The organism is Arthrobacter koreensis (assembly GCF_035792275.1).
Taxonomy (GTDB): Bacteria; Actinomycetota; Actinomycetes; order Actinomycetales; family Micrococcaceae; genus Arthrobacter_B; species Arthrobacter_B koreensis_A.
This window is the reverse complement of sequence record NZ_JAMWKK010000012.1, coordinates 1-24760: the sequence shown is the minus strand read 5'-3', so window position 1 is coordinate 24760 and position 24760 is coordinate 1. Positions and strand designations below refer to the sequence as shown.

General features: G+C 67.8%; 18 protein-coding genes and 1 tRNA gene. 7 read left to right on the top strand and 12 right to left on the bottom strand.

Annotation, left to right across the window (positions count from 1 at the left end):
- Nucleotides 1-185 precede the first annotated feature (185 nt).
- The 3 genes from NGB94_RS12325 to NGB94_RS12315 all read right to left on the bottom strand — a co-directional run bounded on the left by NGB94_RS12325 (nt 186) and on the right by NGB94_RS12315 (nt 2831).
- Complete coding sequence (locus tag NGB94_RS12325; RefSeq protein WP_091606667.1) at nt 186-1169, bottom strand: ribose-phosphate diphosphokinase; 984 nt, start codon at nt 1167-1169, stop codon at nt 186-188.
- The gene (gene glmU / locus NGB94_RS12320; RefSeq protein ID WP_325791036.1) at nt 1166-2677 is read right to left on the bottom strand and encodes a bifunctional UDP-N-acetylglucosamine diphosphorylase/glucosamine-1-phosphate N-acetyltransferase GlmU; all 1512 of its coding nucleotides are present in this window, start codon (nt 2675-2677) and stop codon (nt 1166-1168) included. The genes NGB94_RS12325 and glmU overlap by 4 nt, the downstream gene beginning before the upstream one ends.
- 82 nt (nt 2678-2759) lie before the next feature.
- A tRNA-Gln gene (locus NGB94_RS12315) sits at nt 2760-2831 on the bottom strand.
- Nucleotides 2832-2983: 152 nt separating this feature from the next.
- Here NGB94_RS12315 and NGB94_RS12310 point away from each other — a divergent pair.
- Nucleotides 2984-4042, top strand: a complete 1059-nt coding sequence (locus NGB94_RS12310; protein ID WP_325790935.1) for a TetR family transcriptional regulator — start codon at nt 2984-2986, stop codon at nt 4040-4042.
- Between the two features lie 21 nt (nt 4043-4063).
- Here NGB94_RS12310 and NGB94_RS12305 read toward each other — a convergent pair whose 3' ends face one another.
- Genes NGB94_RS12305 through rsmA form a run of 3 tightly spaced genes read right to left on the bottom strand, consistent with a single transcriptional unit; the run spans nt 4064 to nt 7789 of the window.
- A complete protein-coding gene (locus NGB94_RS12305) occupies nt 4064-5923 on the bottom strand; it encodes an ABC-F family ATP-binding cassette domain-containing protein (RefSeq protein WP_325790934.1) in 1860 nt (619 codons plus the stop codon).
- A gap of 22 nt (nt 5924-5945) precedes the next feature.
- The gene (locus NGB94_RS12300; protein ID WP_325790933.1) at nt 5946-6914 is read right to left on the bottom strand and encodes a 4-(cytidine 5'-diphospho)-2-C-methyl-D-erythritol kinase; all 969 of its coding nucleotides are present in this window, start codon (nt 6912-6914) and stop codon (nt 5946-5948) included.
- A complete protein-coding gene (gene rsmA, locus NGB94_RS12295) occupies nt 6911-7789 on the bottom strand; it encodes a 16S rRNA (adenine(1518)-N(6)/adenine(1519)-N(6))-dimethyltransferase RsmA (RefSeq protein WP_325790932.1) in 879 nt (292 codons plus the stop codon). Before rsmA ends, NGB94_RS12300 begins: the two co-directional genes overlap by 4 nt.
- Nucleotides 7790-8021: 232 nt before the next feature.
- Between rsmA and NGB94_RS12290 the strand changes: the two genes are divergently transcribed.
- Nucleotides 8022-9260: a helix-turn-helix transcriptional regulator gene (locus NGB94_RS12290; RefSeq protein WP_325790931.1), complete on the top strand. Its 1239-nt coding sequence runs from the start codon at nt 8022-8024 to the stop codon at nt 9258-9260.
- Nucleotides 9261-9324: 64 nt separating this feature from the next.
- Here the strand turns inward: NGB94_RS12290 and NGB94_RS12285 are convergent, their stop codons facing one another.
- Entirely contained in the window at nt 9325-10449 is a 1125-nt protein-coding gene (locus NGB94_RS12285; RefSeq protein WP_325790930.1) for a ubiquitin-like domain-containing protein, read from the bottom strand.
- A 258-nt stretch (nt 10450-10707) separates the two neighbouring features.
- Nucleotides 10708-11625, bottom strand: coding sequence for a TatD family hydrolase (locus NGB94_RS12280; RefSeq protein WP_325790929.1), 918 nt, complete (start codon nt 11623-11625; stop codon nt 10708-10710).
- A 179-nt stretch (nt 11626-11804) separates the two neighbouring features.
- On the opposite strand from NGB94_RS12280, the gene NGB94_RS12275 reads away from it, so the two are divergent.
- From NGB94_RS12275 to NGB94_RS12265, 3 genes are read left to right on the top strand one after another with little or no spacing between them, the layout of a single operon-like run.
- Nucleotides 11805-12860 carry a MoxR family ATPase gene (locus NGB94_RS12275; protein ID WP_325790928.1) on the top strand — a complete coding sequence of 352 codons (1056 nt, stop codon included), beginning with the start codon at nt 11805-11807 and terminating at the stop codon, nt 12858-12860.
- A gap of 3 nt (nt 12861-12863) precedes the next feature.
- Nucleotides 12864-14330: a DUF58 domain-containing protein gene (locus NGB94_RS12270; protein WP_325790927.1), complete on the top strand. Its 1467-nt coding sequence runs from the start codon at nt 12864-12866 to the stop codon at nt 14328-14330.
- Nucleotides 14327-16747 carry a DUF3488 and transglutaminase-like domain-containing protein gene (locus tag NGB94_RS12265; protein ID WP_325790925.1) on the top strand — a complete coding sequence of 807 codons (2421 nt, stop codon included), beginning with the start codon at nt 14327-14329 and terminating at the stop codon, nt 16745-16747. The genes NGB94_RS12270 and NGB94_RS12265 overlap by 4 nt, the downstream gene beginning before the upstream one ends.
- A 78-nt stretch (nt 16748-16825) precedes the next feature.
- Here the strand turns inward: NGB94_RS12265 and NGB94_RS12260 are convergent, their stop codons facing one another.
- Both NGB94_RS12260 and rsmI read right to left on the bottom strand, forming a co-directional pair.
- Nucleotides 16826-18304 carry an NAD-dependent succinate-semialdehyde dehydrogenase gene (locus tag NGB94_RS12260; protein WP_325790924.1) on the bottom strand — a complete coding sequence of 493 codons (1479 nt, stop codon included), beginning with the start codon at nt 18302-18304 and terminating at the stop codon, nt 16826-16828.
- A 131-nt stretch (nt 18305-18435) separates the two neighbouring features.
- Nucleotides 18436-19329 (bottom strand): 16S rRNA (cytidine(1402)-2'-O)-methyltransferase, encoded by an 894-nt coding sequence (rsmI, locus tag NGB94_RS12255; protein WP_325791035.1) that lies wholly within the window; start codon nt 19327-19329, stop codon nt 18436-18438.
- On the opposite strand from rsmI, the gene NGB94_RS12250 reads away from it, so the two are divergent.
- Both NGB94_RS12250 and NGB94_RS12245 read left to right on the top strand, forming a co-directional pair.
- Complete coding sequence (locus NGB94_RS12250; protein ID WP_418910650.1) at nt 19328-21022, top strand: dolichyl-phosphate-mannose--protein mannosyltransferase; 1695 nt, start codon at nt 19328-19330, stop codon at nt 21020-21022. The two genes, rsmI and NGB94_RS12250, sit on opposite strands and share 2 nt — an antisense overlap.
- Before the next feature lie 38 nt (nt 21023-21060).
- Entirely contained in the window at nt 21061-22875 is a 1815-nt protein-coding gene (locus tag NGB94_RS12245) for an AMP-dependent synthetase/ligase (protein WP_325790922.1), read from the top strand.
- 69 nt (nt 22876-22944) lie between these two features.
- On the opposite strand, the gene NGB94_RS12240 is transcribed toward NGB94_RS12245, so the two are convergent.
- Entirely contained in the window at nt 22945-24495 is a 1551-nt protein-coding gene (locus NGB94_RS12240; protein WP_325790921.1) for a TIGR01906 family membrane protein, read from the bottom strand.
- Nucleotides 24496-24655: 160 nt separating this feature from the next.
- Entirely contained in the window at nt 24656-24739 is an 84-nt protein-coding gene (locus tag NGB94_RS12235; RefSeq protein ID WP_418910588.1) for an integrase core domain-containing protein, read from the bottom strand.
- Between the last annotated feature and the right edge of the window lie 21 nt (nt 24740-24760).

Below are 24760 nucleotides of genomic sequence, written 5' to 3'. Positions count from 1 at the left end.
GAGTGCCTCCGGGATATTCCGGGGCCTCCCTCGCCTAGGCATCGGAGACAATGTTACCAGCTTCCCGGCGTCGCGCTGTCCATCCCGCTCCCGCTCCCCCAAACCACCGAGAGGCCAGTTACGGCTGGTTTGAGCGCTCAAACCGGCCGTAACTGGCCTCTCGACGAAAAGGGGGCTGCGGATGGCTACGCCTTGCCGTCGAACAGGCTCGTCACGGAACCGTCTTCGAAGACCTCGCGGATGGCGCGGGCGATCAGCGGGGCGATCGAGAGCACAGTGAGCTGCTCGAAGCGCTTGTTGACCGGGATCGGGAGGGTGTTGGTGACCACGACTTCGCGGGCGCCGGACTCGGCCAGGGTGCGCGCTGCCGGATCGGAGAACACGGCGTGGGTGGCGGCGATGATGACGTCCTTGGCACCGGCTTCCTTCAGCACGCGCACGGCACCGGCAATGGTTCCGCCGGTGTCGATCATGTCGTCGATCAGCACGCAGGTGCGGCCTTCGATCTGGCCCACGACCTGCTTGGAAACGGCCTGGTTGGGCACGGTCAGGTCGCGGCTCTTGTGCACGAACGCCAGCGGAGCGCCGCCCAGGCGCTCGGCCCACTGCTCGGCAACGCGGACGCGGCCGGTGTCCGGGGAAACCACGGTGACGTTGGAAACGTCCACGCGGGTGCGGATGTAGTCGGCCAGCAGGGGGATGGCCATCAGGTGGTCAACCGGGCCGTCGAAGAAGCCCTGGATCTGCGAGGTGTGCAGGTCTACGCTCATGATGCGGTCGGCGCCGGCGGTCTTGTACAGGTCTGCCACCAGGCGGGCGGAGATCGGCTCGCGGCCGCGGCCCTTCTTGTCCTGGCGGGCGTACGGGTAGAACGGGGAGACCACGGTGATTCGCTGGGCCGAGGCACGCTTGAGTGCGTCGATCATGATCAACTGTTCCATCAGCCAGTTGTTCAGCGGTGCCGGGTGGGCCTGGATGACAAAAACGTCCTTGCCGCGCACGCTCTCGCCGGGACGTACGTAGATCTCGCCGTTGGCGAAGTCATAGGCAGCAAGCGGCAGCAGCTCCGTGTCGAGGCACTTGGCCACTTCCTCCGCCAGCTCAGGGTGTGCCCGTCCTGTTGCTAGGACAAGCCTTTTTTCACCTTGTGCGGTGATTACGCTGCTCATGACTGTTCGCTTTCTCGCGTGGGGATATCAGTACCGGAGAGGGAAGTCTGTGTCTGGGCGCGCTCGGCGGCCTGCGCAGCAGCGGAACCGGGGCGGTTGGCCGACACCCAGTTCTCGAGGTTGCGCTGGGGTGCAACGTTGATGGCCAGCGAGCCCGCCGGAACGTCCTTGCGGATCACCGTTCCAGCTCCACTGTACGCCCCGTCCCCAACCGTGACGGGCGCCACGTACATGTTGTCACTGCCCATCCGCACGTGCGATCCGACCGTGGTGTGGTGCTTGTTTTCGCCGTCGTAATTGACGAATACGGAAGCTGCGCCAATGTTCGAGTGCTCACCGATGGTGGCATCCCCCACATAGGAAAGGTGCGGAACCTTGGAGCCGGTGCCGATCTGCGCGTTCTTGGTCTCCACGAACGTGCCGATCTTCCCGCGCTCTCCCAGCCGCGTGCCGGGGCGCAGGTAGGCGAAGGGCCCGACGTCGGCGCCCGCACCGATCACGGCGTCTGATCCGTGCGTGCGGATCACCTTTGCGCCTTCGCCGATCACCACGTTGGTGAGGGTAGTGTCCGGGCCGACGACGGCGTCGCGCGCCACCGTGGTGGTGCCGTGCAGCTGGGTGCCGGGAAGGATGGTGACGTCTTCGTCCAGGATGACGGTTGAATCGATCCAGGTGGTTGCCGGGTCCGCGATGGTGACGCCGGCACGCATCCAGCGGATAAGGTTCCGGCGGTTGTGCTCAGCGTTCAGGGCTGCGAGCTGCACCCGGTCGTTGGCGCCTTCAACCTGCCACTGGTCGGTGGTTTCAACGGCGGCGACGCGTCCGCCGGCTGCGCGGGCGATGGCCAGGACGTCGGTCAGGTACATCTCGCCCTGCGCGTTGTCGGTGCTGACCGAGGCCAGGGCCGAGCGGAGCACGGCGGCGTCGAAGGCATAGATGCCGGAGTTGATTTCGTTCACAGCCAGCTGCTCTGCCGTGGCATCCTTCTGCTCCACGATTCCGGTGACCGTTCCGTCTTCGGCACGCAGCACCCGGCCGTAGCCGGTGGGGTCGGCGACCCGTGCCGTCAGTACCGTGACGGCGTTGGAGTCCACGTTGTGCACCGCGACCAGCTCGCGCAGGGTGGCGGCTTCCAGCAGCGGCACGTCGCCGTAGGTCACCACAACGGTTCCCTCCAGCGGAGCAAGGGCGTCCACGGCCTCCACGGCGGCCTGGACAGCGCGTCCGGTCCCGGGGATTTCATCCTGGTCCACGATCATGGCGCCGGGCATCAGGGAAGCGATGTGGGAGGCCACCTGGTCGCGCTCATGGCGGACGACGACGGCGAGGGTCCGCGGGTGCAGGGCTTCGGCGGCATTCAGGGCGTGCCCAACCATTGAAATGCCGCCCATGGGGTGGAGGATCTTCGGAGTACGGGATTTCATCCTGGTGCCCGCGCCGGCGGCCAGGACTATGACCGCGGCTGGTGCGGCGCCTTCGTTCGGTCCGGTTCCCTGCGTATCCTGCATGCTCACGAAAAGGCGCTCCTACACGTTGTCCGGCCACGGCACCGGGGCAGTTCCAGGCGTGCCGCACGGCTGCTTCCCAGCGTTCCGCCCATAGGATTCGAACCTATACTCCACGGCTCCAAAGGCCGGGGTGCTGCCGTTACACCAGGGCGGAAAATGTGTGGCTGATGCCGCACACAAGAGTCCAGTTTGCCATGTCCGAACCCCGCTCCGCGACTTGGAGCACCGCCGGCCCGCGGGGTGGCTCACGCCAATGCGTAGACTGGGACGGTGGCGAGAATAACAACTGCGCGGTCACGGCCGCGTATGACAGGAGTCCAGCGGCGGGCCCAGCTGATCGGCGTCGCCCGCTCCCTTTTCGCCCTGCGGGGACTTGAAGGTGCGACCATCGAGGACATTGCCGCCGGGGCCGGAGTGTCCAAGCCGGTGGTCTACGAACACTTCGGTTCAAAGGAAGCGCTGTACACGGAAGTAGTGGACACCGAGTTCGACCGCCTGCTGGCAGCCATCACGGAAGCCCTGGGCGCCGACGCCGGTCCGCGGGTGCTGCTGGAACGCGCGGCCTATTCACTGCTTGATTACATTGAGAACCACACCGACGGTTTCCGCATCCTGGTCCGGGACGCTCCACCGTCGCAGCCTGAAGGCACCTTCTCCACCCTTCTTTCCCGCATCGCCGCGGACGTTGAGCACATCCTCTCCAAGGAGTTTGGCAGCCGCGGGCTGAGTGCCGAGGTGGGCGGAATGTACGCCCAGATGCTCGTGGGCATGGTCGCCATGACCGGCCAGTGGTGGCTTGACGCCCGCACACCGGACAAGGCCACGGTGGCAGCGCACCTGGTGAACCTCTCCTGGAACGGCCTGACCGGTCTGCAGAAGGAACCGGCACTCGGGCACATTCCCGGAGGCGGCATACCGCTGGTCCTCACGCTGTCCGCTGTCCTCGTGCGTGATTCGGAGGGACGGATCCTGCTGGTCCGCAAGCGCGGCACCCGGAAGTTCATGCAGCCCGGCGGAAAGCTGGAAGCCGGCGAGGATTTCCGCTCGGCCGCCGCCCGCGAGGTGAACGAGGAGCTGGGCCTGGCGGTCACCCCGGGCGACCTGGCGGACATTGGCCGCTGGTACGGTCCCGCAGCCAACGAGGCGAATACCCACATCGACGCCGGGCTGTTCGCACTCAGCCTTTCCGGTCCCTGCGGAACGGGGAACACCCCTGCACCGAAAGCCGCGGCGGAAATCGAGGAGACGCTCTGGCTCACGCCGGCAGAGGCGTTCGCCCGCGATGATATTTCTCCGCTGCTGCGCGACCACGTGCTGCCCGAGCTGCTGGCCTCCGAAGGCACCGACCTCAGCGTCTCCGGCTGACCCCGGCGTCACCCGCAGGGGCTACTCGAGGATCTCCGAAGCCTCGAGCCACTGCATCTCCAGCTCCTCCTGCTCGGCCGCCACGGCCTGCAGCTTGGCGTTCAGGTCCGCTAGCACCTCGAAGTCCGGGCTGCCGCCGGCCGTTTCCCTGCTCATCTGTTCGTGGATCTTCTCCGACTGCCCGGCGAGCTTGGTCAGCTGGCGCTCAATCCGGGTGAGGTCCTTGCGGGCGTTTCGCTTATCCGCTTCGGAGTACGCCGAGCCCGCCACAGCGGTAGCCACGGCACCGGTGCCGGCAGCATCCGGCCGGGAGGCACCTGCCTGCGCTGCCCGGCTGGCCTGCGAGGAACTTCCGCCGCCGGCACCGGAGGCCAGCGCTGCTTCACGCAGTTCAAGATACTGGTCGACGCCGCCGGGCAGGTCCCGCAGCTTCCCGTCGCCGAGCAGGGCCATCTGGGTGTCAGTGACACGCTCCAGCAGGTAACGGTCGTGCGAGACGACCACCAGGGTTCCGGGCCAGCCGTCCAGCACGTCTTCCACCGCGGCCAGCGTGTCGGTATCGAGGTCGTTGGTCGGTTCGTCGAGCATCAGCACGTTCGGCTCCCCCACCAGCAGGCGCAGCAGCTGCAGCCGCCGCCGCTCGCCGCCGGAAAGCTCACGCACCGGCGTCCACTGCCGCTGGGAGCTGAAGCCCAGCTGCTCCACCAGCTGCCCGGCGGAAAGTTCACGCCCGCCCACGTTGAAGACGCGCTTTTCCTTCTCGATCACTTCGATGACCCGCAGGTCGGCGACCTCGTCCAGTTCACGGACTTCCTGGGTCAGCACCGCGGTCTGCACGGTCTTGCCGCGCTTCAGCCGGCCCGACGTCGGTTCAACAGTGCCGTTGAGCAGGCGCAGCAGCGTGGTCTTGCCGGCGCCGTTGACACCCACGATGCCCAGCCGCTGCCCGGGAGCCAGCCGCAGGGTGATGTTCCGGAAGAGCTGGGTGTCCCCCAGTTCCAGGGACACGTTTTCCAGGTCCAGGACGTCCTTGCCCAGCCGCGCCGTCGCCATCTTGTTCAGGGACAGCGTGTCGCGGGGCTCGGGCACGTCGGCAATCAGGGTGTTCGCGGCCTCGATGCGGAACTTCGGCTTGGAGGTCCGTGCCGGGGCGCCGCGGCGCAGCCAGGCCAGTTCCTTCTTGATCAGCTGCTGGCGCTTGTTCTCGACGACGGCCGCCATCCGGTCGCGTTCGGCGCGGGCCAGCACGTAGGCGGCGTATCCGCCGTCAAAGGGCTCGACGACGGCGTCGTGCACTTCCCAGGTACGGGTGCAGACTTCGTCCAGGAACCAGCGGTCGTGGGTGACCACCAGCAGTGCTCCGTCGGTGGCCCGCCAGCGCTGTTTCAGGTGCCGGGCCAGCCAGGCCACGCCTTCGACGTCGAGGTGGTTGGTGGGCTCGTCGAGCATGATGACGTCGTCGTTCCCCATCAGCAGCTTCGCCAGCGCGACCCGGCGGCGCTGGCCGCCGGAGAGGGAGGAGACCTGTGCGTTCCAGTCAACTTCCTGCACCAGGCCGCTCATCACGTCGCGGATCTTCGGGTCCGAAGCCCACTCGTAGTCCGCGGCGTCGCCCACGATTGCCTGCCCCACGGTGAGGTCGCCGTCGAGCACGTCGGACTGGTCCAGGTAGCCCACGGTGACATCGCGGCGGCGGGTGACCCGGCCGCTGTCCGCACTTTGCCGCTCAGCGAGCAGCCGCATCAGCGTGGACTTGCCGTCGCCGTTCCGGCCCACCATGCCGATCCGGTCCCCCTCGTCGAGCCCAAGGGAGACGGCGTCGAGGATGGTGCGGGTGCCAAAGGCGATACTGAGGTTCTCAGCGCCAAGCAGGTGTGCCAATCGGAACTACTTTCGTCGGTGTTCAGGTTTTGTCGGCCGCGGGCGCTGCCCCGGCAACAGGGCCGTGGACGGCCAGTGCATTGTGCCCGTCGGCGCGAAGTGCCGTTTCCAGCGCTGCAGCGGAGCCTGCGTCCGCAGCCAGGAAGGCAAGTGTGGGTCCGGAGCCGGACACGATTCCGGCCAGCGCGCCCAGCCGGCGTCCGCGGTCCAGGACGTTTTCAAGTTCGGGTGCCAGGGACAGGGCTGCGGGCTGCAGGTCGTTAGAGATAACGCCGGCCAGCGCCGCTGCGTTCCCGGAGCGAAGTGCCTCGAGCACACGGGGGTCGGCGGCATCGGGTTCGGGAGCCGGAGCCGCACCCACGGCCTGGGCTTCAGACCTGAGTGCGTCCAGCCGGCCGTACACGGCAGGGGTGGACAGGCCCGATCCGGAGGCGACCAGGACCCAGTGCAGCGGGGTCTCTGCCGGGACGGCGGTGAGCCGGTCACCGACGCCAAGCCCGACGGCGGCGCCGCCTTCCAGCGCGAACGGCACGTCCGCACCCAGGCCCGCAGCCAGTGACCGGAGTTCAGCTTCGTCCAGTCCGGCTCCCCAGAGCAGGTTGCAGGCAACCAGCGCGGCTGCGGCGTCAGCCGATCCGCCGCCCATGCCGCCGGCTACGGGGACACGCTTAGTGATGGTCAGTTCCACGGCCGGTTCGGTGATTCCGGCGTGTGCGGCCAGCGCCGCCGCGGCGCGGGCCACCAGGTTGTCCGGCCCCAGGGGAATCCCGTCCACGGGAATCCGCAGCGGGCCGCCGCCTTCAACGGAGACGGTGATGCCGGGACGCGCCGCGTGCGCGGCACGTACCTCTTCGCGCAGGCTCAGCGCCAGGTAGACACTGGCCACCGCGTGGTAGCCGTCAGCACGCAGCGGCCCCACCTGGAGCGAGACGTTTATCTTTCCCGGCGAGCTGACCGTTACGGCTGCCGGGTCCTGGAAGGATCCGTTCACGATGCGGCTTTTGCCTCTGCAATCCGGGTATAGGCGGCAATGTCGAGGACTTCACCGCGGGCGCTGGGGTCCACCCCGGCAGTGCGGAGCGCAGTTTCCGCAGCGGCAGGGCTGCCCGCCCAGCCGGCCAGCGCGGCGCGCAGGGTCTTGCGGCGCTGCGCGAAGGCAGCGTCAATCACGGCGAACACCTCTTCGCGGGTGGCTGAGGTGGCAGGCGGTTCATGGCGTTCGAAACCCACAAGGCCGGACGCAATCTTGGGCGCGGGCCAGAAGACGTTCATTCCGATCACCCCGGCCTTGCGCATGGTTCCGTACCACGCTGCCTTCACGGAGGGGACGCCGTAGGTCTTGGAACCCGGCCTGGCAGCCAGCCGGTCGGCCACTTCGTCCTGGACCATAACCAGGCCGTGGCGCAGGCTCGGGAAGGTTTCCAGCAGGTGCAGCACCACCGGAACTGCAACATTGTAGGGCAGGTTCGCCACCAAGGCAGTGGGCTCGGCGGGCAGCTCGGTAACGCGCATCGCGTCCTCGAGCACCACATGGAGGTTTTCGGACTGCTCCGGGCGCCAGGTCTGCACTGTCTGCGGCAGGCGCGCGGCCAGCACCGGGTCAATCTCCACGGCAACCACTTCGCGGGCGGCATCAAGCAGCCCCAGGGTGAGCGAGCCCAAGCCGGGACCAACCTCCAGCACGGTCTCTTCAGGATCCACCGAAGCGGCAGCGACGATGCGGCGGATCGTGTTGCCGTCTATGACGAAGTTCTGGCCAAGGGTCTTGGTGGGCCGAACGCCCAGCTCCTCCGCCAGCGCACGGATATCGGAGGCGCCAAGGAGCGGTTTGGGCCGCGGAACGGGTGCGGAAACGGATTCAGTCACTGCCTCATACTAGCGCCCGCGGCCGCTGGAGGCCGTGTGCGCAGGCGAAGCTGCTAGTCAGGCCAGTCCCCCACACGGGACTCACGGGCCGGCGGAAAAGATGGCTGGAAAAGACTCATGGGATTCCTTCCGCTCTTTCACAGTTGCTCTGCCGTAGCCGGAGACCGGACTGTAGCGTCCTTTACCGCGGCTGATCCAAGTCTGGCGCACCGGGAGAACGGCGGTAACTGTCATGGGTAAAACCTTCGGGAAAAGGCTTCGAACAGCCCGGCAGGAGAGATTCCTCAGCCGCAGGGAACTGGGGGCACCTGCACTGCTGCGTGAACGGGAGGTCTCCCTGCTTGAAGCCGGCCGGCGGGAGCCGGGACGGGATGTCCTTGGCCATCTGGCCAGCGGGCTGGCAGCAGCCCCCGGATGCAGGGCGCGGCCGGGCGGCCCGGAGGGGTCCCTCTGGCTGGGGCTGGCCGCGTGCCAGGCCTGGGATGAGAGAAACTACTTCGGATGCCTGGAGACCGCGGTGGCTGCAGCAGCCGCAGCCCGGTCCGAGGGTGACCTTCAGGACTGGTGGGAACTGTCCCTGCTGGCAGGCAGCGCCCGGCTCCGGCTGGGCCATTACTCGTTCTGCATTCATCAGGCCACCGCGCTGGCCCGGCATCCCCTGGCCCGCAGCCGACCGGACCTTCGCTCACGGGCGCTGGAGCTGCTCGCCCGTGCCTGCCAGGGGGCGGGGAAGCTGCCGGATGCGGTGCGGCACGGCCGGGAGGCAGTTGCCTCCGCCCAGGATGGTCCGTCCGGACAGGAAGTGACACTCGCCGCGTACCTGAGCCTGGTTGCGGCGCTCACGGAAAGCGGCCGGCTGTCCCAGGCCTGGGAGTACTGCCGGGTGATGGTCCTGCCCCTGGCGGAGACCGTGCCGGACAGCCTGCTGGCAGGCAAGGCCTATTGGGCGGCAGGCAACGTAGCATTCCGGCGCGGTGACCCGGGGACCGGCGTGCGCTACCACCAACGGGCGGCGGCGCTGCTCAGCCCGCGCCTGGACGTGGGGCTGTGGGCTGCGTTCAACAAGGCCTCCGCCAGCATGCGCCTGGCCTCGGGGCTGCACGATGCCCAGACGTTCGCCTGCATCCGGCAGGCCGAGGCTGCCCTGGCCGTTGTGGGGGCCTCGGCCAGCGACGCGCTGGACCTGGTTCACGCCCACGGGCGCTGGCAGCATCTGAACGGCAATTATGCCCGGGCAGTGGACCTGCTCTCCGAGGCATGGGCCGGGCGTGGCTCGTTGTCCCCGCAGACGGCGGGGGAAGTGGCACTGCAGCTTGGCCTCAGCCTGGAGTCACTGGGCCGGGTCGAGGCTGCCGCGGACAGATTCCAGGAAAGCGAGTCGCTGTTTCGCCTGGCCGGCGCAGCAGACCGGTCCGGGCATGTGCAGGCGCTGGCGGCGGCGCTGGCAGCAGGCACGGGCACGGTCCGGTGAAACTGCTCCGGAACGGGAAAAGCCGGCCACAGGGGCCGGCTTTTCCGTCGGGGTTCCAGGGGAACTAGAGCAGCCCGAGTTTGCGGGAGCAGGACGGCCAGTGGCCCCAGCCGCCGTTGGCACGGAGGTTCTCCGCAACCGCGATCTGCTGCTCGGGAGTGGCTTCGCTTGCCACCGGGGCGTAGGCACCGCCGCCGGCGCCGAGCCAGCTCTGGGTGCTGAACTGGAGTCCGCCGTAGTAGCCGTTGCCGGTGTTGATGTGCCAGTTGCCGCCGGACTCGCACTGAGCGAGCGCGGCCCAGGCGCCGCCTGCCGGTGCAGTACCTGACGGGGCAGGCGCCGCGGGGCGCTTCTTGGTGCCCACGGCCACTGTTTCGGCAACGGGCTCGCGCGTCAGGCTTTCGCTCGCAAGGACACGGCTTACTTCACGGCCGTCCACCACCACGGTGTTGAACACCAGGGTGCGTTCGCCGGCAGTGCCGGGTTCGGTGACTTTCTTTTCGCCTTCGAGCAGCTCGGCGTCGTCAACGGTGCGGGTTTCGAACGGCACGGCCTCGGTCACCGTGTCCTGCGTGCCCTCGGCGACCCGGGTCACTTTGAGCGTCATGCCGTCGGCGATGGCAGCCCGTGCCGGCACAGAAAGACGGTCGGAGGATCCAAGGCTCACGCCGGCCTCGGCGAGGAGCTCCTCGACGCTGGAGGCGGTGGTCTCCAGCTGGGAGGTCTTGCCGTCAACCAGCAGGGTCACCGTCTTGGGGGTGGAGATGGAGAGTCCGCGCACGGACAGCAGGGAGGTGTCCAGCGAGGCGGAGACCGATGACTTCGCGGAAACACGGAGTTCGGAGATAAGGTCGGCCACCGTGGACCCGGTGGTCTGAACGGTGTGGCCGGTACCGTCTACGTTCACGGCTACGGTCTTGGCCGTGGTTACTTCAATCGTGGTGCCGTCCCGGACTTCGGTTGCCGGATCGGGAACCACGCGGTCAGCGGCTGCAAGCTGGACGTCGGCCTTTTCCAGGACGTCCTCAACGGTGCCGCCGAAGGTCATGATGTCGCTGGTTTCCCCGTCCACGTTCAGGACGACGGACTTGTTGGTGCCGACGAAGGCCACGAGTCCCAGGATGAGCGCCACCATAACGGCGGCCTGGCCTCCGAGCTTCAGCCCGCGCCTCACGATTGCAGTTGCCACGGAATTCCAAACTTTTCGAGCTTCCGGGCACGGGGACTTGGGCGCACACCGGGCAGGGCTCCGGATCTCACGGAGTGCCGGCGCGCGCAGGCAGGGACCATCGCCGTCGTGGCTACACCGGCTGCCGAGGCAGGGCATGGTTCTCTAAGGCGGTTGGTATCAGTCCGGAAGCCTTCCCCGACCCCGGCTAATAGGTCCCTACCGTAACCGAACCGTGATCTCCGGGCAAACTGCAGTTTCGGCCTATGGGATTGACACCTAGTCCCAGGAGCCGTAGACGCCGGTCGTATTCTCGGCGATTCGGCTGCAGAACTGCTCCAGCCCGGCGCCTCGGATATCGGCCATCGCCCGTACCGTATAAGGGATCATGTAGCTCGCATTGTTCCGGCCCCGGTACGGGTGCGGAGTCAGGAACGGGGCATCCGTTTCCACCAGCACCAGTGACGGATCGGCGATCGCCAGCGCGTCCCGGATCCCTTCGGCGTTGCGGAACGTCACGGTCCCGGCGAAGGACATGTACCAGCCGTTCTCGTTGCAGATCCGGGCCAGTTCGGCGTCACCCGAAAAGCAGTGGAACACCACGGCGGGCGGAAGCTGCTCCTCCTTCAGGATCCGGACCACGTCATCGTGTGCCTCGCGGTCATGGATCTGCACCGCAATGCCCTTCCGGCGGGCAACGCCGATGTGCTGCCGGAAGGAATACTGCTGCGCGTCGACGCCTTCCGGGCCGGTCCGGTAATAATCCAGGCCGGTCTCGCCCACGGCACGGACGCGCGGACTGGCAGCCAGCGCCTCGATTTCCGCGAGCGCGTCCTCCAGGGTCCCGGCGGCGGCCAGTTCCGGGGCGTCATTCGGGTGGATCGCGACGGCGGCCAGCAGCCGCGGTTCTTCCTCGGCCAGCCGAACGGCCTCACGGGAGGATTCGAGGTCCGTTCCTACCTGGACAGCGCCCTGGACACCTGCGGCGGCCGCCGCGTCCAGCGCCGCTGAAGCGGTGCGTGCGCCAGCAACCCCGAAATCGAGGTGTGTGTGGTTGTCCATCACCGGGACGGGCAGGGGTTCCGGCGCGGGCGCGAAGGCCTTTTCCGCACTGCGGCCTTCCTCCCGCTGGCTGTGTCCGCGGGCAAGGTAGGTCTGCGGTATTTCTCCCGGAACATAAGCGCCGTCGATAGTCATGTCTTTAAGCCTAAGTGAGCTTGTACCCTGTACGTACTAAGTGCCCCGGCGGCTGCCGGGAACGGCTTTGCGGCACCCCTGGGGCCTGCCTGTGCCGGGAGGGCAGCTGATGGGGCACTCAACCGCCGGCCGGGACTGGGCTCTTCCCGGCTGACTGCGCCGAGGCTTGGAAGGTATCCATGGACACTCGCAACACATCCGCTGCCACCGCCGGATTCGATGCACCGGGCGCCGGAGCGCCCTTCACCGGCAGCGCGGCAGAGGAGGCGGATTCCTTCCTGGCCGCCAGCACCCGCATTCTTGACGCCGTCAACACCGTTATTGACGGCAAGGACGAAGCGGCCCGGCTGGTACTGACGGTGCTCCTCGCGGAAGGCCATGTGCTGCTCGAAGACGTGCCCGGCGTCGGCAAGACCATGCTCGCCAAGACCCTGGCGCGGGCGGTGGACTGTTCGGTGACGCGCATCCAGTTCACTCCGGACCTGCTCCCCTCGGATGTGACGGGGGTGTCTATCTACAACCAGGATGCCCACCGCTTCGAGTTCAGGCAGGGGCCCGTATTTGCCAACATCGTGATCGGCGATGAGATCAACCGCGCGTCTGCCAAGACCCAGTCCGCCCTGCTTGAGTGCATGGAGGAACGCCAGGTCACAGTCGACGGCGGAACCTACCGGCTTGCCGAGCCCTTTATGGTGGTGGCCACGCAGAACCCCCTGGAGATGGAAGGCACCTACGCCCTGCCCGAGGCACAGCGGGACCGGTTCATGGCCCGCATTTCACTGGGCTACCCGGACACGGCTTCGGAGATCGAGATGCTGGAAACCCACCAGTCCGTCTCTCCCCTGGACTCGATCGTGCCCGTTGCTTCCGTGCGGGACATTGCCGCGATGACCGCCCGGGTACGGGATGTCTACGTGTCCGCCGCGGTCAAGGAATACACGGTGGCGATCGGCGCCGCCACCAGGGACCACCCCCTCATCCGGCTCGGAGCCAGTCCGCGGGCACTGCTGCAGCTGCTCCGCGCATCCAAGGCCCGTGCGGCACTGGAGGGCCGGGACTTTGTCCTGCCCGACGACGTCGCCCGCCTGGCCGGATCTGTCCTGCCGCACCGGCTCATCCTGGAGCGCAAGGCGCTCAGCGCCGGCGAGACCCCGGCCTCCCTGCTGGCCGCGGTCCTTTCCAAGGTGCCCGTCCCCCGGCCTCCGGGGGCGCGTCCCGGAATGGTCCGGCCCTAGCCGATGAGAAAACCTGCGCTGCTCTCGGCGAGCAGGCCTGCACTGACCGGCCGCGGCTGGGGGCTGGTCGCGTCCGGTGTGGCGGCACTTCTGGGGGCCCAGGTGCTCGGCCGCCGGGACCTGCTGCTGCTGGGAGTGTTCCTAGTCCTGCTGCCGCTGGTCTGTGCCCTTGCGCTGCGGCTGCTGAAGCCGAAGTTCAGTGTGCAGCGCACCTTTATGCCGTCAACTGCGGAAACCGGAACACCGGTCAGCGTGGGGCTTGCGGTGCGTCCGGTCCAGCCCTTTGGCGGAACCGCGCGCATGACAGAGGAACTGCCGGCCCGTTTCGGCACCAGCCCTGAATTCCGCTTCCCCGCCGCGCGCGCGGACTCCAGCCACGCCAGCCGTTACGAGTACCGCCTGCGGTCCTCCCGCCGCGGTCTCTACCGCATCGGACCGGTCAGCGCCGGGTTCCTTGACCCCTTCGGGCTGGCGGTGGCACGGCACACCATTGGCGGCACCGACGAACTGATCGTGAAACCCGTCCCGGCGGAGCTGCCCGCCGCCGTGCTGCACGGCCTGCGCGGCAGCGACGGGTCAGTCTCGACCCGGGTCCAGGGAGTGCCCAGCCAGGACGACGTGACCACACGCGAGTACCGGCACGGAGACCCCATGCGCCGGGTGCACTGGTCCGCCACGGCGCGGCACGGCGAGCTCATGGTCCGCCAGGAAGAGACGGTGGCAACCCCGCGGGCGACCCTGGTCCTGGACCAGCGCGAATCGAGTTACGAGCAGGGCTTCCTGTCCCCGTTCTGGAACGAAAACGCCGACGACGCCGCACCGGCCAGTTCGGAAACCTTCGAATGGGCTGTCTCCGCCGTGATGTCCGTAGGCGCTGACCTGCTGGAACGCGGCTTCGCGGTCCGGCTGCTGGATGCCCTGGCCCGCCCGGGGCTGCTGCGTTCCCCCTCGGCAGCTGATCAGGGTGCGGACATCTTCACCGGAGCCGCGGCCGTCAGCGATCTCGGCGAGGGCCTGGCTGCCCTTGGACTGGAGCAGGCTGCCGCGGCGTCCTCCGCCCCTGCGACGCCGCGTTCCCGGCCCTGGCGGCCGGCAACCGGTCCAACGCCGGCGGGGGCCCATCCGCTGCCTGAGCGGAGCGCTTCCCCCGGTCCTGCCGCGCACCGGCCCTTTGGCGATGCCCTGGTGGAAGCACTGCTGGACGGCCGGCACCGGGGTCCGCTGGTGGTCATCACCGGTGCGCTCAGCGAAGAAGACGCCCGGACACTGGCACCGGCGGCCGATGCCGTTCCTTCAGCCCTTGCACTGGTGATCACCGAACGCCCGGCCGCCGCGGCCGCCCAGCTGGCCCTCCTGCGGGCAGCGGGATGGACTGCCGAGGCGGTGGCTCCATCCCAGCCGGTGGCCGCAGCCTGGTCCGGTGCGGCAGAGCAGGCCGCTGCGCTCTCCCAGCCGGGACACCGGCCATGACGGCGACGCTTGCCCCGCCCCGGGCGCAGCAGTCCGGACCGGCACCGCGGGCACGCCGTACGGGCAATGCCCAGTGGGCTGCCGGAGCTGTATCCGCCGTGGCCGTGCTGCTGTGTGCCCTCAGTGTGCACGGAGTCCTGGACGGCCTCGCCTGGCTCTGGCCGCTGGGCACTGCAGTGGCAGCAGTCGCAGCGGGCACCGCAGCAGCCCGCTGGTTCCGGTTCCCCACGGCGCTGGTGCCGGTAGCCGGCATGGCTGCGCTCACCCTGATCCTCACCCTGATGTTCTCGGCCGATTCGGCCTTCCTGGGCATCATTCCCACGGCCGCGACCCTTGAGCGGGCCGGAACCCTGCTCGCCGGGGCGCAAACCACGGTCATCACCCAGGTAATTCCCGTCACCCCGGATACCGGCGTCGTCTTTGTCGCCTGCCTCGCCGTAGGCCTGATCGCCGTGCTGGTGGATACCCTCGCCGTCACCCTGCGGATGCCCGCAGCCAGCGGGTTTGGGCTGTTTACCGTCCTGCTGGTTCCTGCGATCATCAAGCCGCAGAGTGTGGGAGTTGCCGGTTTCGCGGCCGCTGCCGCCGGCTACCTGCTGATCCTGGCTGCCGGGACCTGGCAGGAACGGCGGGAACGGTCGGCAGCCACCGCCGGATCGGATGTTCCTTCCCGCCCCTCCGGCCCACAGGCCGCAGGCGCAGCAGGAATCGGTGCCGGGGCCGTAGTGGCAGCCCTGCTGGTGTCACTTGCCATCCCGGGCTTCAACGCCGGCGCCTTTCCTCAGGGTGCGCGCTTCAATTTCCTCAACGGAACCACGGGGCTGAACCCCGTTGTCTCGCTCGGCAATGACCTGCGCCAGCCCACGGCCACCGGGCGGATCACCTACGCCACAGACTCCACCCGTCCCCTTTATCTGCGCAGCACCACCCTGGAGGATTTCTCCGGCAGCCGCTGGGCACCGGATACCCGCGAGAATGACCGCCTCACCGGCGTGGATGAAATGACCCCCGCCCGAACAGCGGACCCGGCAATCCCCACAGACACCGTGCGCACCGTGATCAGCTCACCCAGTTATGCCAGTCCCTGGCTGCTGGCTCCCTACGCGCCCTCGGCGGTATCGGGCCTCGACGGCTCCTGGACCTGGGATCCGTCCACCATGACCATCCTCTCCGCCACGGGCAGTTCCAAGCCACGCGCCGGGTACGAGGTCCTCAGCGAGGCTCCGGTCGTCACCGGCGACGCTCTCGCCGGCCTCCCCGCCTCCCCCTCCGATGCCGTGGACCCAATGTTCACGGATCTCCCCGATGACCTGCCCCAGATCATCCGGGACACTGCGCGGGAGGCGGTGGCGGACGCTGAAGGTCCGTACGAGCAGGCACTGGCGCTGCAGTCTTTCCTGCGCGGGCCAAAATTCGACTATTCCCTGGAAGCTCCGGTCGAAGGCGGATACGACGGCAACGGGATAGATGTCCTGGCGCGGTTCCTGGAACAACGGTCGGGCTACTGCATTCACTTCGCCTCGGCGATGGCCGTGATGGCACGGGAGGTTGGCATCCCCAGCCGCATGGGCCTTGGCTACGCCCCCGGGCGCGCAACCGGCAGCACCATCGAAGGGCCGGACGGCACGGAACTGGACGAGTACGCCGTCGACGCGCGGGACGCGCATGCCTGGCCGGAACTCTATTTCGAGGGCGCAGGCTGGGTGCGTTTCGAGCCCACGCCTTCCCGCGGCGTCGTGCCCGGCTACGCCGTGGAGCGGCAGCAGAATGCTGCGTCCGCGGCACAGGCCGACGCCGATCAACGGGAACTGCAGAATCCGGTGCCTCCGGCACTTCCCTCTGCCGCTCCCGAGCCCGGCGCCCAGTCGCAGCCGCTGGAACCGGAGGAAACCGCCGGAGCACCCTGGGCCGGCGTCGGAATCGGCCTGCTCGTGGCGGGGGCCGCGATACTCACCCCCTGGGCACTGCGCCGCCGGCGCAGCGGACTGCGCAGAAGCGAACACGGCCAGACCGGCAGCGCGGCGGCTGCCTGGTCCGAGGCCACTGACCTGGCCCAGGACTTCGGCTACCGGGCCCGTACTGCCGACAGCCCGCGTTCGTTTGCGGACCGCCTCGCCGTCCAGGCAGCACTGCCGCAGCCGGCCGCTAACGCCCTGGCACGGCTGCGCACCGCCTACGAGGCGGAGGCCTACGCGGACCCGGCACGGGTGGCCGGTCCACGCACCGTCAGGTCACCGGCTGACTGGCAGGACGTCGAGACCCTGCACACCGCGCTGCGCGCATCCGTGTCCGTACCTGCCCGCCTCCGGGCCCGGTTCATTCCGGCGTCCTTCTTCCCGGCTTCGCGCGGCCGTTCCGGACAGGCGGAGCCACGGCCTGCCGGTTCGCAGCCGGACGGAGTCTCCCCCGGCCGTTAACCGCCGCTGGTCCCGATCCAGGGGAAATCTCTCCCCGGAACGGGACCAGACGGCAGGCCGCGGAGCGCGGCGTCAGGACTATGCCGTGGGGTCGGCGATTCCGATGTACTGCGTGTACAGGTATTCCTCGATGCCTTCGTCTCCGCCTTCACGGCCCAGGCCGGACTGCTTGACGCCGCCAAACGGAGCAGCCGCGTTGGAAACGACGCCGGCGTTGAGGCCCAGCATGCCGGTTTCCAGCTTCTCGCCGATCCGCAGGCCGCGGTTCAGGTCCTCCGTGAACACGTAGGCAATCAGGCCGTATTCCGAGGCGTTGGCCAGCTTCACGGCTTCAGCTTCGGTGGAGAAGGTAATGACCGGAGCCACCGGGCCGAAGATTTCCTCCTGGAGGATGCGGGCGCCTGCGGGGACGTTCTTGAGCACGGTGGGTGCGTAGAAGTAGCCCGGGCCGTCCACCGGTGCGCCGCCCACGACGGCGGTTGCGCCGCCGTCGATCGCGTCTTCCACCAGGGAGTGGACCTTGTCACGGGACTTGGCATCGATCAGCGGACCGATCTTGGATTCATCTTCCGTGCCGCGGGCCGTGGTCATTGCCGCGACCTTGGCTGCGAACTTCTCGGAGAACTCGTCGGCGACGTCCTCGTGCACAATGAACCGGTTGGCTGCGGTGCAGGCTTCGCCCATGTTGCGCAGCTTTGCGGCCATGGCTCCGTCAACGGCCTTGTCGATGTCTGCATCTTCGAACACCAGGAACGGCGCGTTGCCGCCCAGTTCCATCGAGGTGCGCAGCACCTTGTCCGCGGCATCGCGGATCAGGCCCTGGCCCACGGGAGTGGAGCCGGTGAAGGAGACCTTGCGCAGCCGGTCATCCTTCATGATCGGGCCGGTGACTTCGCCGGCCTTCGTGGTGGAGACGACGTTCAGGACTCCGGCCGGCAGGCCGGCTTCCATCATGACGGCTGCGAACAGCTGGGAGGTCAGCGGGGTCAGCTTTGCGGGCTTGAGCACCATCGTGCAGCCGGCGGCAACCGCAGGAGCGATCTTGCGGGTCGCCATCGCGAGCGGGAAGTTCCACGGAGTGATCAGCAGGCAGGGGCCCACCGGCTTCTTGGTGACCATGATGCGGGACTTGCCGTCCGGAGCGGTGCCGTAGCGGCCGGTCACCCGGACAGCCTCTTCGGAGAACCAGCGCAGGAATTCGGCGCCGTAGGCCACTTCCCCGCGCGCTTCGGCCAGGGGCTTGCCCATTTCAAGGGTCATCAGCAGCGCGAAGTCTTCAGCACGGGCGGTTACCAGTTCAAAGGCACGGCGCAGGATTTCTCCGCGCACCCGCGGCGGGGTGGCGGCCCATGACTCCTGGGCGGCCGCAGCGGCATCGATGGCAGCCGCGCCGTCTTCGGTGCTGGCGTCTGCGATGCTCAGCAGCACCTTGCCGGTCGCCGGATCCTCGACTTCGAAGGTCTTTCCGCCCGTGGCTTCGCGCCACTCTCCGTCAATCAGCAGGCCGGTGGGAACCTGGGCCAGCAGTGCGGCCTCGCGTTCAGCGGTTACAGCCATGGGTGAGCCTCCAAAGTATGCGGGTTTTCCGGATCACAATCTGCCCGGTGCTGACTTCACCGTAAAGCCCGCCGCCGACCAGTGTAAATGCACCTCTGCACAAGGACATTCCGGCAACCCTGTGCAGTTGGCTAGGAAGGCTGCTGCGGCGTGCTGCCGCGTGCGGCCAGCACCGCGGAGTACAGCTCCCGCTTGCTGATCCGGGCATCGGAAGCGACGGAAGCCACCGCGTCCTTGAGCCTGGATCCCTGGGCAATGAGGTCGTTGACAGCACCAACGTGGTCCTCGGGGGCTTCCGGCTCAGCTTCTCCGGCTCCCCCGACCACGACGGCGATTTCCCCGCGTACCTCGCTGGCTTCAGCCCATTCCAGCAGTTCACGCAGCGGTCCGCGCAGCACCTGTTCATGCAGCTTGGTCAGTTCCCGCGCGACGGCGGCGGGCCGTTCCGGGCCGAAGGCCGTGTCGAGTGCCCGCAGCATCGGTTCAAGACGGTGCGGTGCCTCGAAGAACACCATGGTCCGCTGCTCGTGCGCCAGCTCGGAAAGCCTGGCAGAACGTTCCCCGGATTTCCGGGGAAGGAATCCCTCGAAGCAGAACCGGTCCGTGGGCAGGCCGGAGAGTGCCAGCGCAGTGAGGACCGCAGAAGGACCAGGGGCTGTCGTCACGGCGATTCCTTCGGCAGCCGCGGCTTCCACCAGCCGGTAGCCGGGGTCGGAGACAGAGGGCATGCCTGCGTCGGTGACCATCAGCAGGGTGGCTCCGCCGCGCACCAATTCGAGCAGTTCCGGCGTGCGGGCCTGTTCGTTGTGCTCATGGTAGCTCATGATCCGCCCGCTGGTGCTGATTTTCAGGGCGCTGACCAGGCGGTGCAGGCGGCGGGTATCCTCGGCGGCAATGACGTCAGCGTGCTGCAGCAGGTCGATCAGGCGGACGGTCGCGTCACCCATGTTGCCGATCGGCGTGGCGGCCAGCACTATCTGGCCCGTGCCTGCCGGAGCGCCCGTCCCTGCGTGCTCGGCGTCAATGGGCTGCTTGGGTTCGCTGCTGCTGGAGTTCACCCTCCAACCCTACGCGACAGGCTATAGAGTTGAGCCCGTGACCCAGCCCCTGCCCACCGCCCCGGCCCGGGACACGGCACCCGTAATACAGGCGCCGGGGAGGGCCTTCACGGAAGAGTCGCTGCGGGAGAGGCTGCTGGGTGCGGCGCTCCCCTCCAGCTCATGGGCGTGGGCCGCAGCCCTGGGCACCGCGTTGCTCGCCGGACTGCTCCGCTTTGTCCGCCTGGATGAACCGGGGACCCTGGTTTTCGACGAGACCTATTACGTCAAGGACGCCTATTCCTACCTGGTCTCCGGATACGAACGCGCGTGGCCGGAAGACGCGAATGACACCTTCGCTGCCGGGCAGCCGGACGGCCTGCTTGAGGGACCGGAGTACGTTGTCCACCCGCCGGCAGGCAAATGGCTGATCGCCTTCGGCATGGCCTTGTTCGGCCCCGGCTCGAGTTTCGGCTGGCGCTTCTCGGCGGCCCTGGCCGGGACGCTGACCGTACTTCTCTTGGCGCTGATTGCCTGGCGGCTTTTCAGGTCTCCCCTGCTGGGCGGCATTGCCGGCCTGCTGCTCGCCGTTGACGGGCATCACCTGGTCCTGTCGCGGACCTCCCTGCTGGACATCTTCCTCACCTTCTGGATTGTTGCCGCCTTCGGTGCGCTGCTCCTGGACCGCAGCGACGGACGGCGAAGGCTTGCCCGGAAACTGCACCGGCCTCCGGACGTCCCGCCGGAGCCGGCTGCACTGAGGACCGGTCCGTGGCTGCTGTGGCGTCCCTGGCGCCTGGCAGCCGCCGTCTGCCTCGGACTGGCCGTGGGAACCAAGTGGTCGGCGCTGGCTTTCGTGGCGGTCTTCGGCATCATGACCGTGCTCTGGGACGTCAGTGCCCGCCGGGTGGCGGGCATCCGCAGCTGGCCCGCCGGCCTGCTGAAGGACGGCATCCCTGCGTTCCTGACCATGATCCCGCTGGCTGCCGCAACGTACCTGGCCACCTGGACCGGATGGCTGCTTTCAAGCGATGCCTACGGACGCCAGTGGGCCCAGTCCAATCCGGCCCCGCCGGGACTCGGATGGGTCCCGGATTCCCTGCGGTCCCTCGCCGAGTACCACCGCAGCGCCTACAGCTTCCACAACGGCCTCTCTTCTGAACATTCCTACGAAGCCAGCGCCTGGACTTGGCTCTTCCTGGGCCGTCCCACGTCTTTCTACTACGAAAGCCCGGACGCCCAGCAGGCCGGCTGCGGGGCTGACTCCTGTACCTCGGCGATCACGTCGCTGGGGAACCCGCTGATTTGGTGGGCTGCACTGCTGAGCCTGCTGGTCCTCCTGGCCTACTGGCTCGGCCGCAGGGACTGGCGGGCCGGAGCCGTGCTGTCCGGCATCGCAGCCGGCTATCTGCCCTGGTTCGCTTTTCCGGACCGGACCATGTTCTACTTCTATGCCGTCTCCTTTGTGCCGTTCCTCGTGCTGGCTTTGACCTACGCTCTGGGGCTGGCCCTGGGACGGGCAGCCGATCCGCCGTTGCGCAGACGCCGCGGTGCCACCCTCACAGCGTGCTTCCTGGCCGCTGTGGTTCTGGTCTCCGTGTTCTTCTATCCGGTCTGGACGGCTGAAATCATCCCCTATTCTGATTGGCGGCTCCGAATCTGGATGCCGAGCTGGATCTAGGTCTCAACGCAATGTGCTTGCACAGAAAGGGAGGGCCCGTGCGCGAATCCTCCACCGGATTGTTCGTGAAGCTCCCCGCGGACTCCAATATCACCGACCTGCTGCTGGCTACGGCAGCGCGGACCCCTGATCTTGCGCTCTATGCACGCCAGACCGGTTCCGGCTGGCAGGACGTGACCGCCGTCCAGTTCCTGGAGCAGGTCCGGGCAGCTGCGAAGGGCCTGATGGCACAGGGCGTCCGTCCCGGAGACACCGTGGCAGTGATGTCCGGAACGCGCTACGAGTGGACGGTAGTGGATCTGGCAATCTGGTTCGCCGGCGCCGTCACCGTTCCCATCTACGAAACCTCCTCCCCCAGCCAGGTCCAGTGGATCCTCACCGACTCCGGGGCGCGCATAGTCTTTGCCGGCGATGAGAACAAGGCCCGCGTCATCGAAGCAGGTGCGGCAGCAGCCGAGCTTCCGGTCCGGATCTGGAAACTGACAGGCGAAGAGGGACCGGATACGCTGACGTCCCTCGCTGCCTCCGGAAGCGGCATCCCGGATGAGGAACTGGAGTCTGTCCGCTCCTCCCGCACGCTCTCCGACACGGCCTCCCTGGTGTACACCTCCGGAACCACCGGACGCCCCAAGGGCTGCAGCATCAGCCACGGCAACTTCGCTGTCTTCGCCGTCAACGTGATCGAGCTGCTGCCGGAAATGCTGAAGCGGCCCGGCGCCAGGACCCTGATGTTCCTGCCGCTGGCCCACGTGCTTGCCCGTGCCGTGCAGGTAGGCTGCCTGGCGGCCGGCGTCACCGTCGGACACAGTTCCAGCGCCGCCGCACTGGTCGATGACATGCGCACATTCCGGCCGACCTTCCTGCTCGCTGTGCCCCGCATCTTCGAGAAGATCTACGCAGGCGCCCAGGAGAAGGCAACCGCCGCCGGAAAGGGCCGGCTGTTCGAATCCGCGGCCTCCACAGCCATCGCCTATTCAGAGGCCCGGGACAGCGCTGCCCGCGGCGGAACGGGTCCGTCCCTGGCCCTGCGCCTCCGCCACGCGGCCTTCGACCGGCTCCTCTACCCGAAGGTGAGGGCAGCGTTCGGCGGAGACATGGACATCGCCATTTCCGGAGCCAGCCCGCTGAGCCCGCAGCTGGCGCACTTCTTCAGGGGTGCGGGCATAGCAGTCCTGGAAGGCTACGGCCTCACCGAAACCACGGCTCCGGCCTCGGTCAACACCATTCCCCTGACCCGGGTTGGGACCGTTGGCCTGCCGATGCCGGGGAACTCGATCCGCATTGCCGACGACGGCGAGGTGCTGGTCAGCGGCGTCGGCGTCTTCACCGGTTATCACCGCAATCCCGAGGCGACGGCTGAAGCGTTCAGCGGCGAATGGTTCCACACCGGTGACCTTGGTGCGCTGGACGACGACGGTTTCCTGAGCATCACGGGCCGCAAGAAGGATCTCCTGGTCACTGCGGGCGGCAAGAACGTAGCCCCAGGGCCGCTGGAGGAAAAGGTCCGTGAGCACCGGCTGGTCTCGCAGGTAGTGGTGGTTGGCGAGGGCCGCCCCTTCGTGGGTGCCCTGGTAACGCTCGACGATGAGGCGATGGCCGCCTGGGCGCGTGAAAACGGCGTCGGCCTTTCCGGAGCACCGCTGGCCGAGCATCCGCTGGTCCTGGCCCAGGTGCAGGAAGCTGTGGACGCTGCGAACGCCACTGTCTCCAGGGCCGAGCAGATTCGCCGGTTCACCGTCCTGCCGCGGGATTTCTCCCTTGACGCAGGCCACGTGACGGCCACGCTGAAACTGCGGCGCCAGGCCGTGATCGCGGACTTCACCGCGGAAGTCGAGAAGCTTTACGCGAAGTAGCCGCCGCAGTTGTAAGCACGTTAAAGAGCTAAGGCCCGTTGGAACGGGCCTTAGTCCTTTAACGTGCGTCTAGAGCGCGTCGAGGGATTCCAGGTAGCGCCGCCGGCTTTCTTCCCTGGCAAGGCGCGAGCGTTCCCGGCGCTTCTTAGTGGGCCAGGTGAACACCATGACCAGCACGCAGACCAGGAGCACGATCGCCGCGATGGCCGCACCGGCGTCCATCCAGAACTGTGCCGGGAACAGGCGGATCAGCGTGTCATCAAGCCGGAAGGTCCAGTTGCCTTGGGCAAAGAAGATGTTGTGCACCATGGTGAAGAACTCTTCCCAGGCCAGGACAGCGGCCACCAGCAGCCCCGCAATGATCGCGAGCGTGGCCACGGCTCCGGCGAACAGTGCCCGCCGGATTCCGCCGGGGCAGCGCCGGGCCAGGTAGATCCCACCCGCAAAGCTGAGCAGCGCCATCCCCAGTGCCGTCACGAACGCGAGGGTCAGGACCGTCTTCACGTCGGCCATGTGGGAAACTTCGCTGGCCAGGTAGAGCGGATCGCCGTCCGGGGTCACCAGGTCTCCCAAGTACCGCGGAGACGCAAAGTTCAGCAGGTAGTCGACCGCATAGGACCCGTAGGTCATGCGGTCTTCGGTGCTGAATCCGAAGCTGTCGGCCGGGAATCCCGGGCGGTTGTACTCAAACCAGAGGAAGACCGGAGTGGCCACGGCGCGGATGGCGGCGGCCAGCAGCATCACCGGGAAGAATACTGCGACGGCAATCTGGATGATCCTGCCCAGGACGGGCCTGGCGCTGGCAGCACGTTCGCGTTCAGCACTGCGGCGGGCGGCTTCGTCGGCAGGGATGACCGGGTCTGCGGCGGCCTGGGACGTGGTCTCGGACTCGGCTGCGTTCCCCGGACCCTGCTGCCCCGCTTCCCGCGGTTCCGACGCCCCGGGCCCATACCAGGGGCCGCCTTCTGCCGCTGTTGGGTGGGGGGCGGAGGGTGATTCAACCCGGGCGGAGGGTGATTCAACCCGGGCGGAGGGTGATTCATCCCGGTCGGCTGTGCCGGACTGTTCCTGGGCGTCGTAGCGGCTCAGGTCCGGCATGGTGCTGGCAGCGCGCATCGGCAGCGTGCTTCGCTGTGCAACGGAAGGATGGCCTCCCGGGACTTCCTCGCGCTCACGGCCTGGCCTGGACCCGCCTGCGCTGCGGGACGCTTCGTTTGCCTGGGCCGCAGAAGCCCCGGCGCCGGCTTCCGCGGCGGGTACGCCGGAGGCGGCTTCGGCGGCGGCAGTCCCACCGCGCGATTCAGTTGCGGCGGCCGAAGCTCCTGCCGCGTCCTCCTCGCTGCGGGAGCCCGTGGTCTCCTTGCCGTCGTCTGACGCGGCCGGGGGCTGGACGGGATTCGGATCCGTTCCAGCAAGCCCGGAGAACTCTGCGTCCCAGGCATCGTGTTCGTCCGGAGCCGTCCTGTCCCCGCGGGAGCCTGTCGCAGCGGCGTGGGTACCGCTGACTATCGTCTCGCTGGCGTCAGACGGGCTGGCGCCGCGTCCGTCCGGCGTTCGGCCTGAAGGGACGCCTTCCGTAGTGGGGTCTTGGTCCTGGCTTGCCACTGCTTCGTCTCTCATCCCAATCCTGTATGAAGTCACCGGGGTGGTGGGGGGGGGTATCCGGTTTCGTCCTTCATAGACACTACCGGCCACGGGTCCCTGAACCGAAGGAGTCACCGGCGAGTCCGGACAACGGGTTTGTCCAGGCGCAGCGGCCTAGGTGTACTGAGACAGCACGTTAGTTACACCGGGTGATGGGTGCTTTGCCTCCGAGGCTGCTGTGTGGGCGTTGGTGGTTGTAGAAGTCTAGCCACGGTTGCAGGGCATCGGTGCGGGCTTGGTT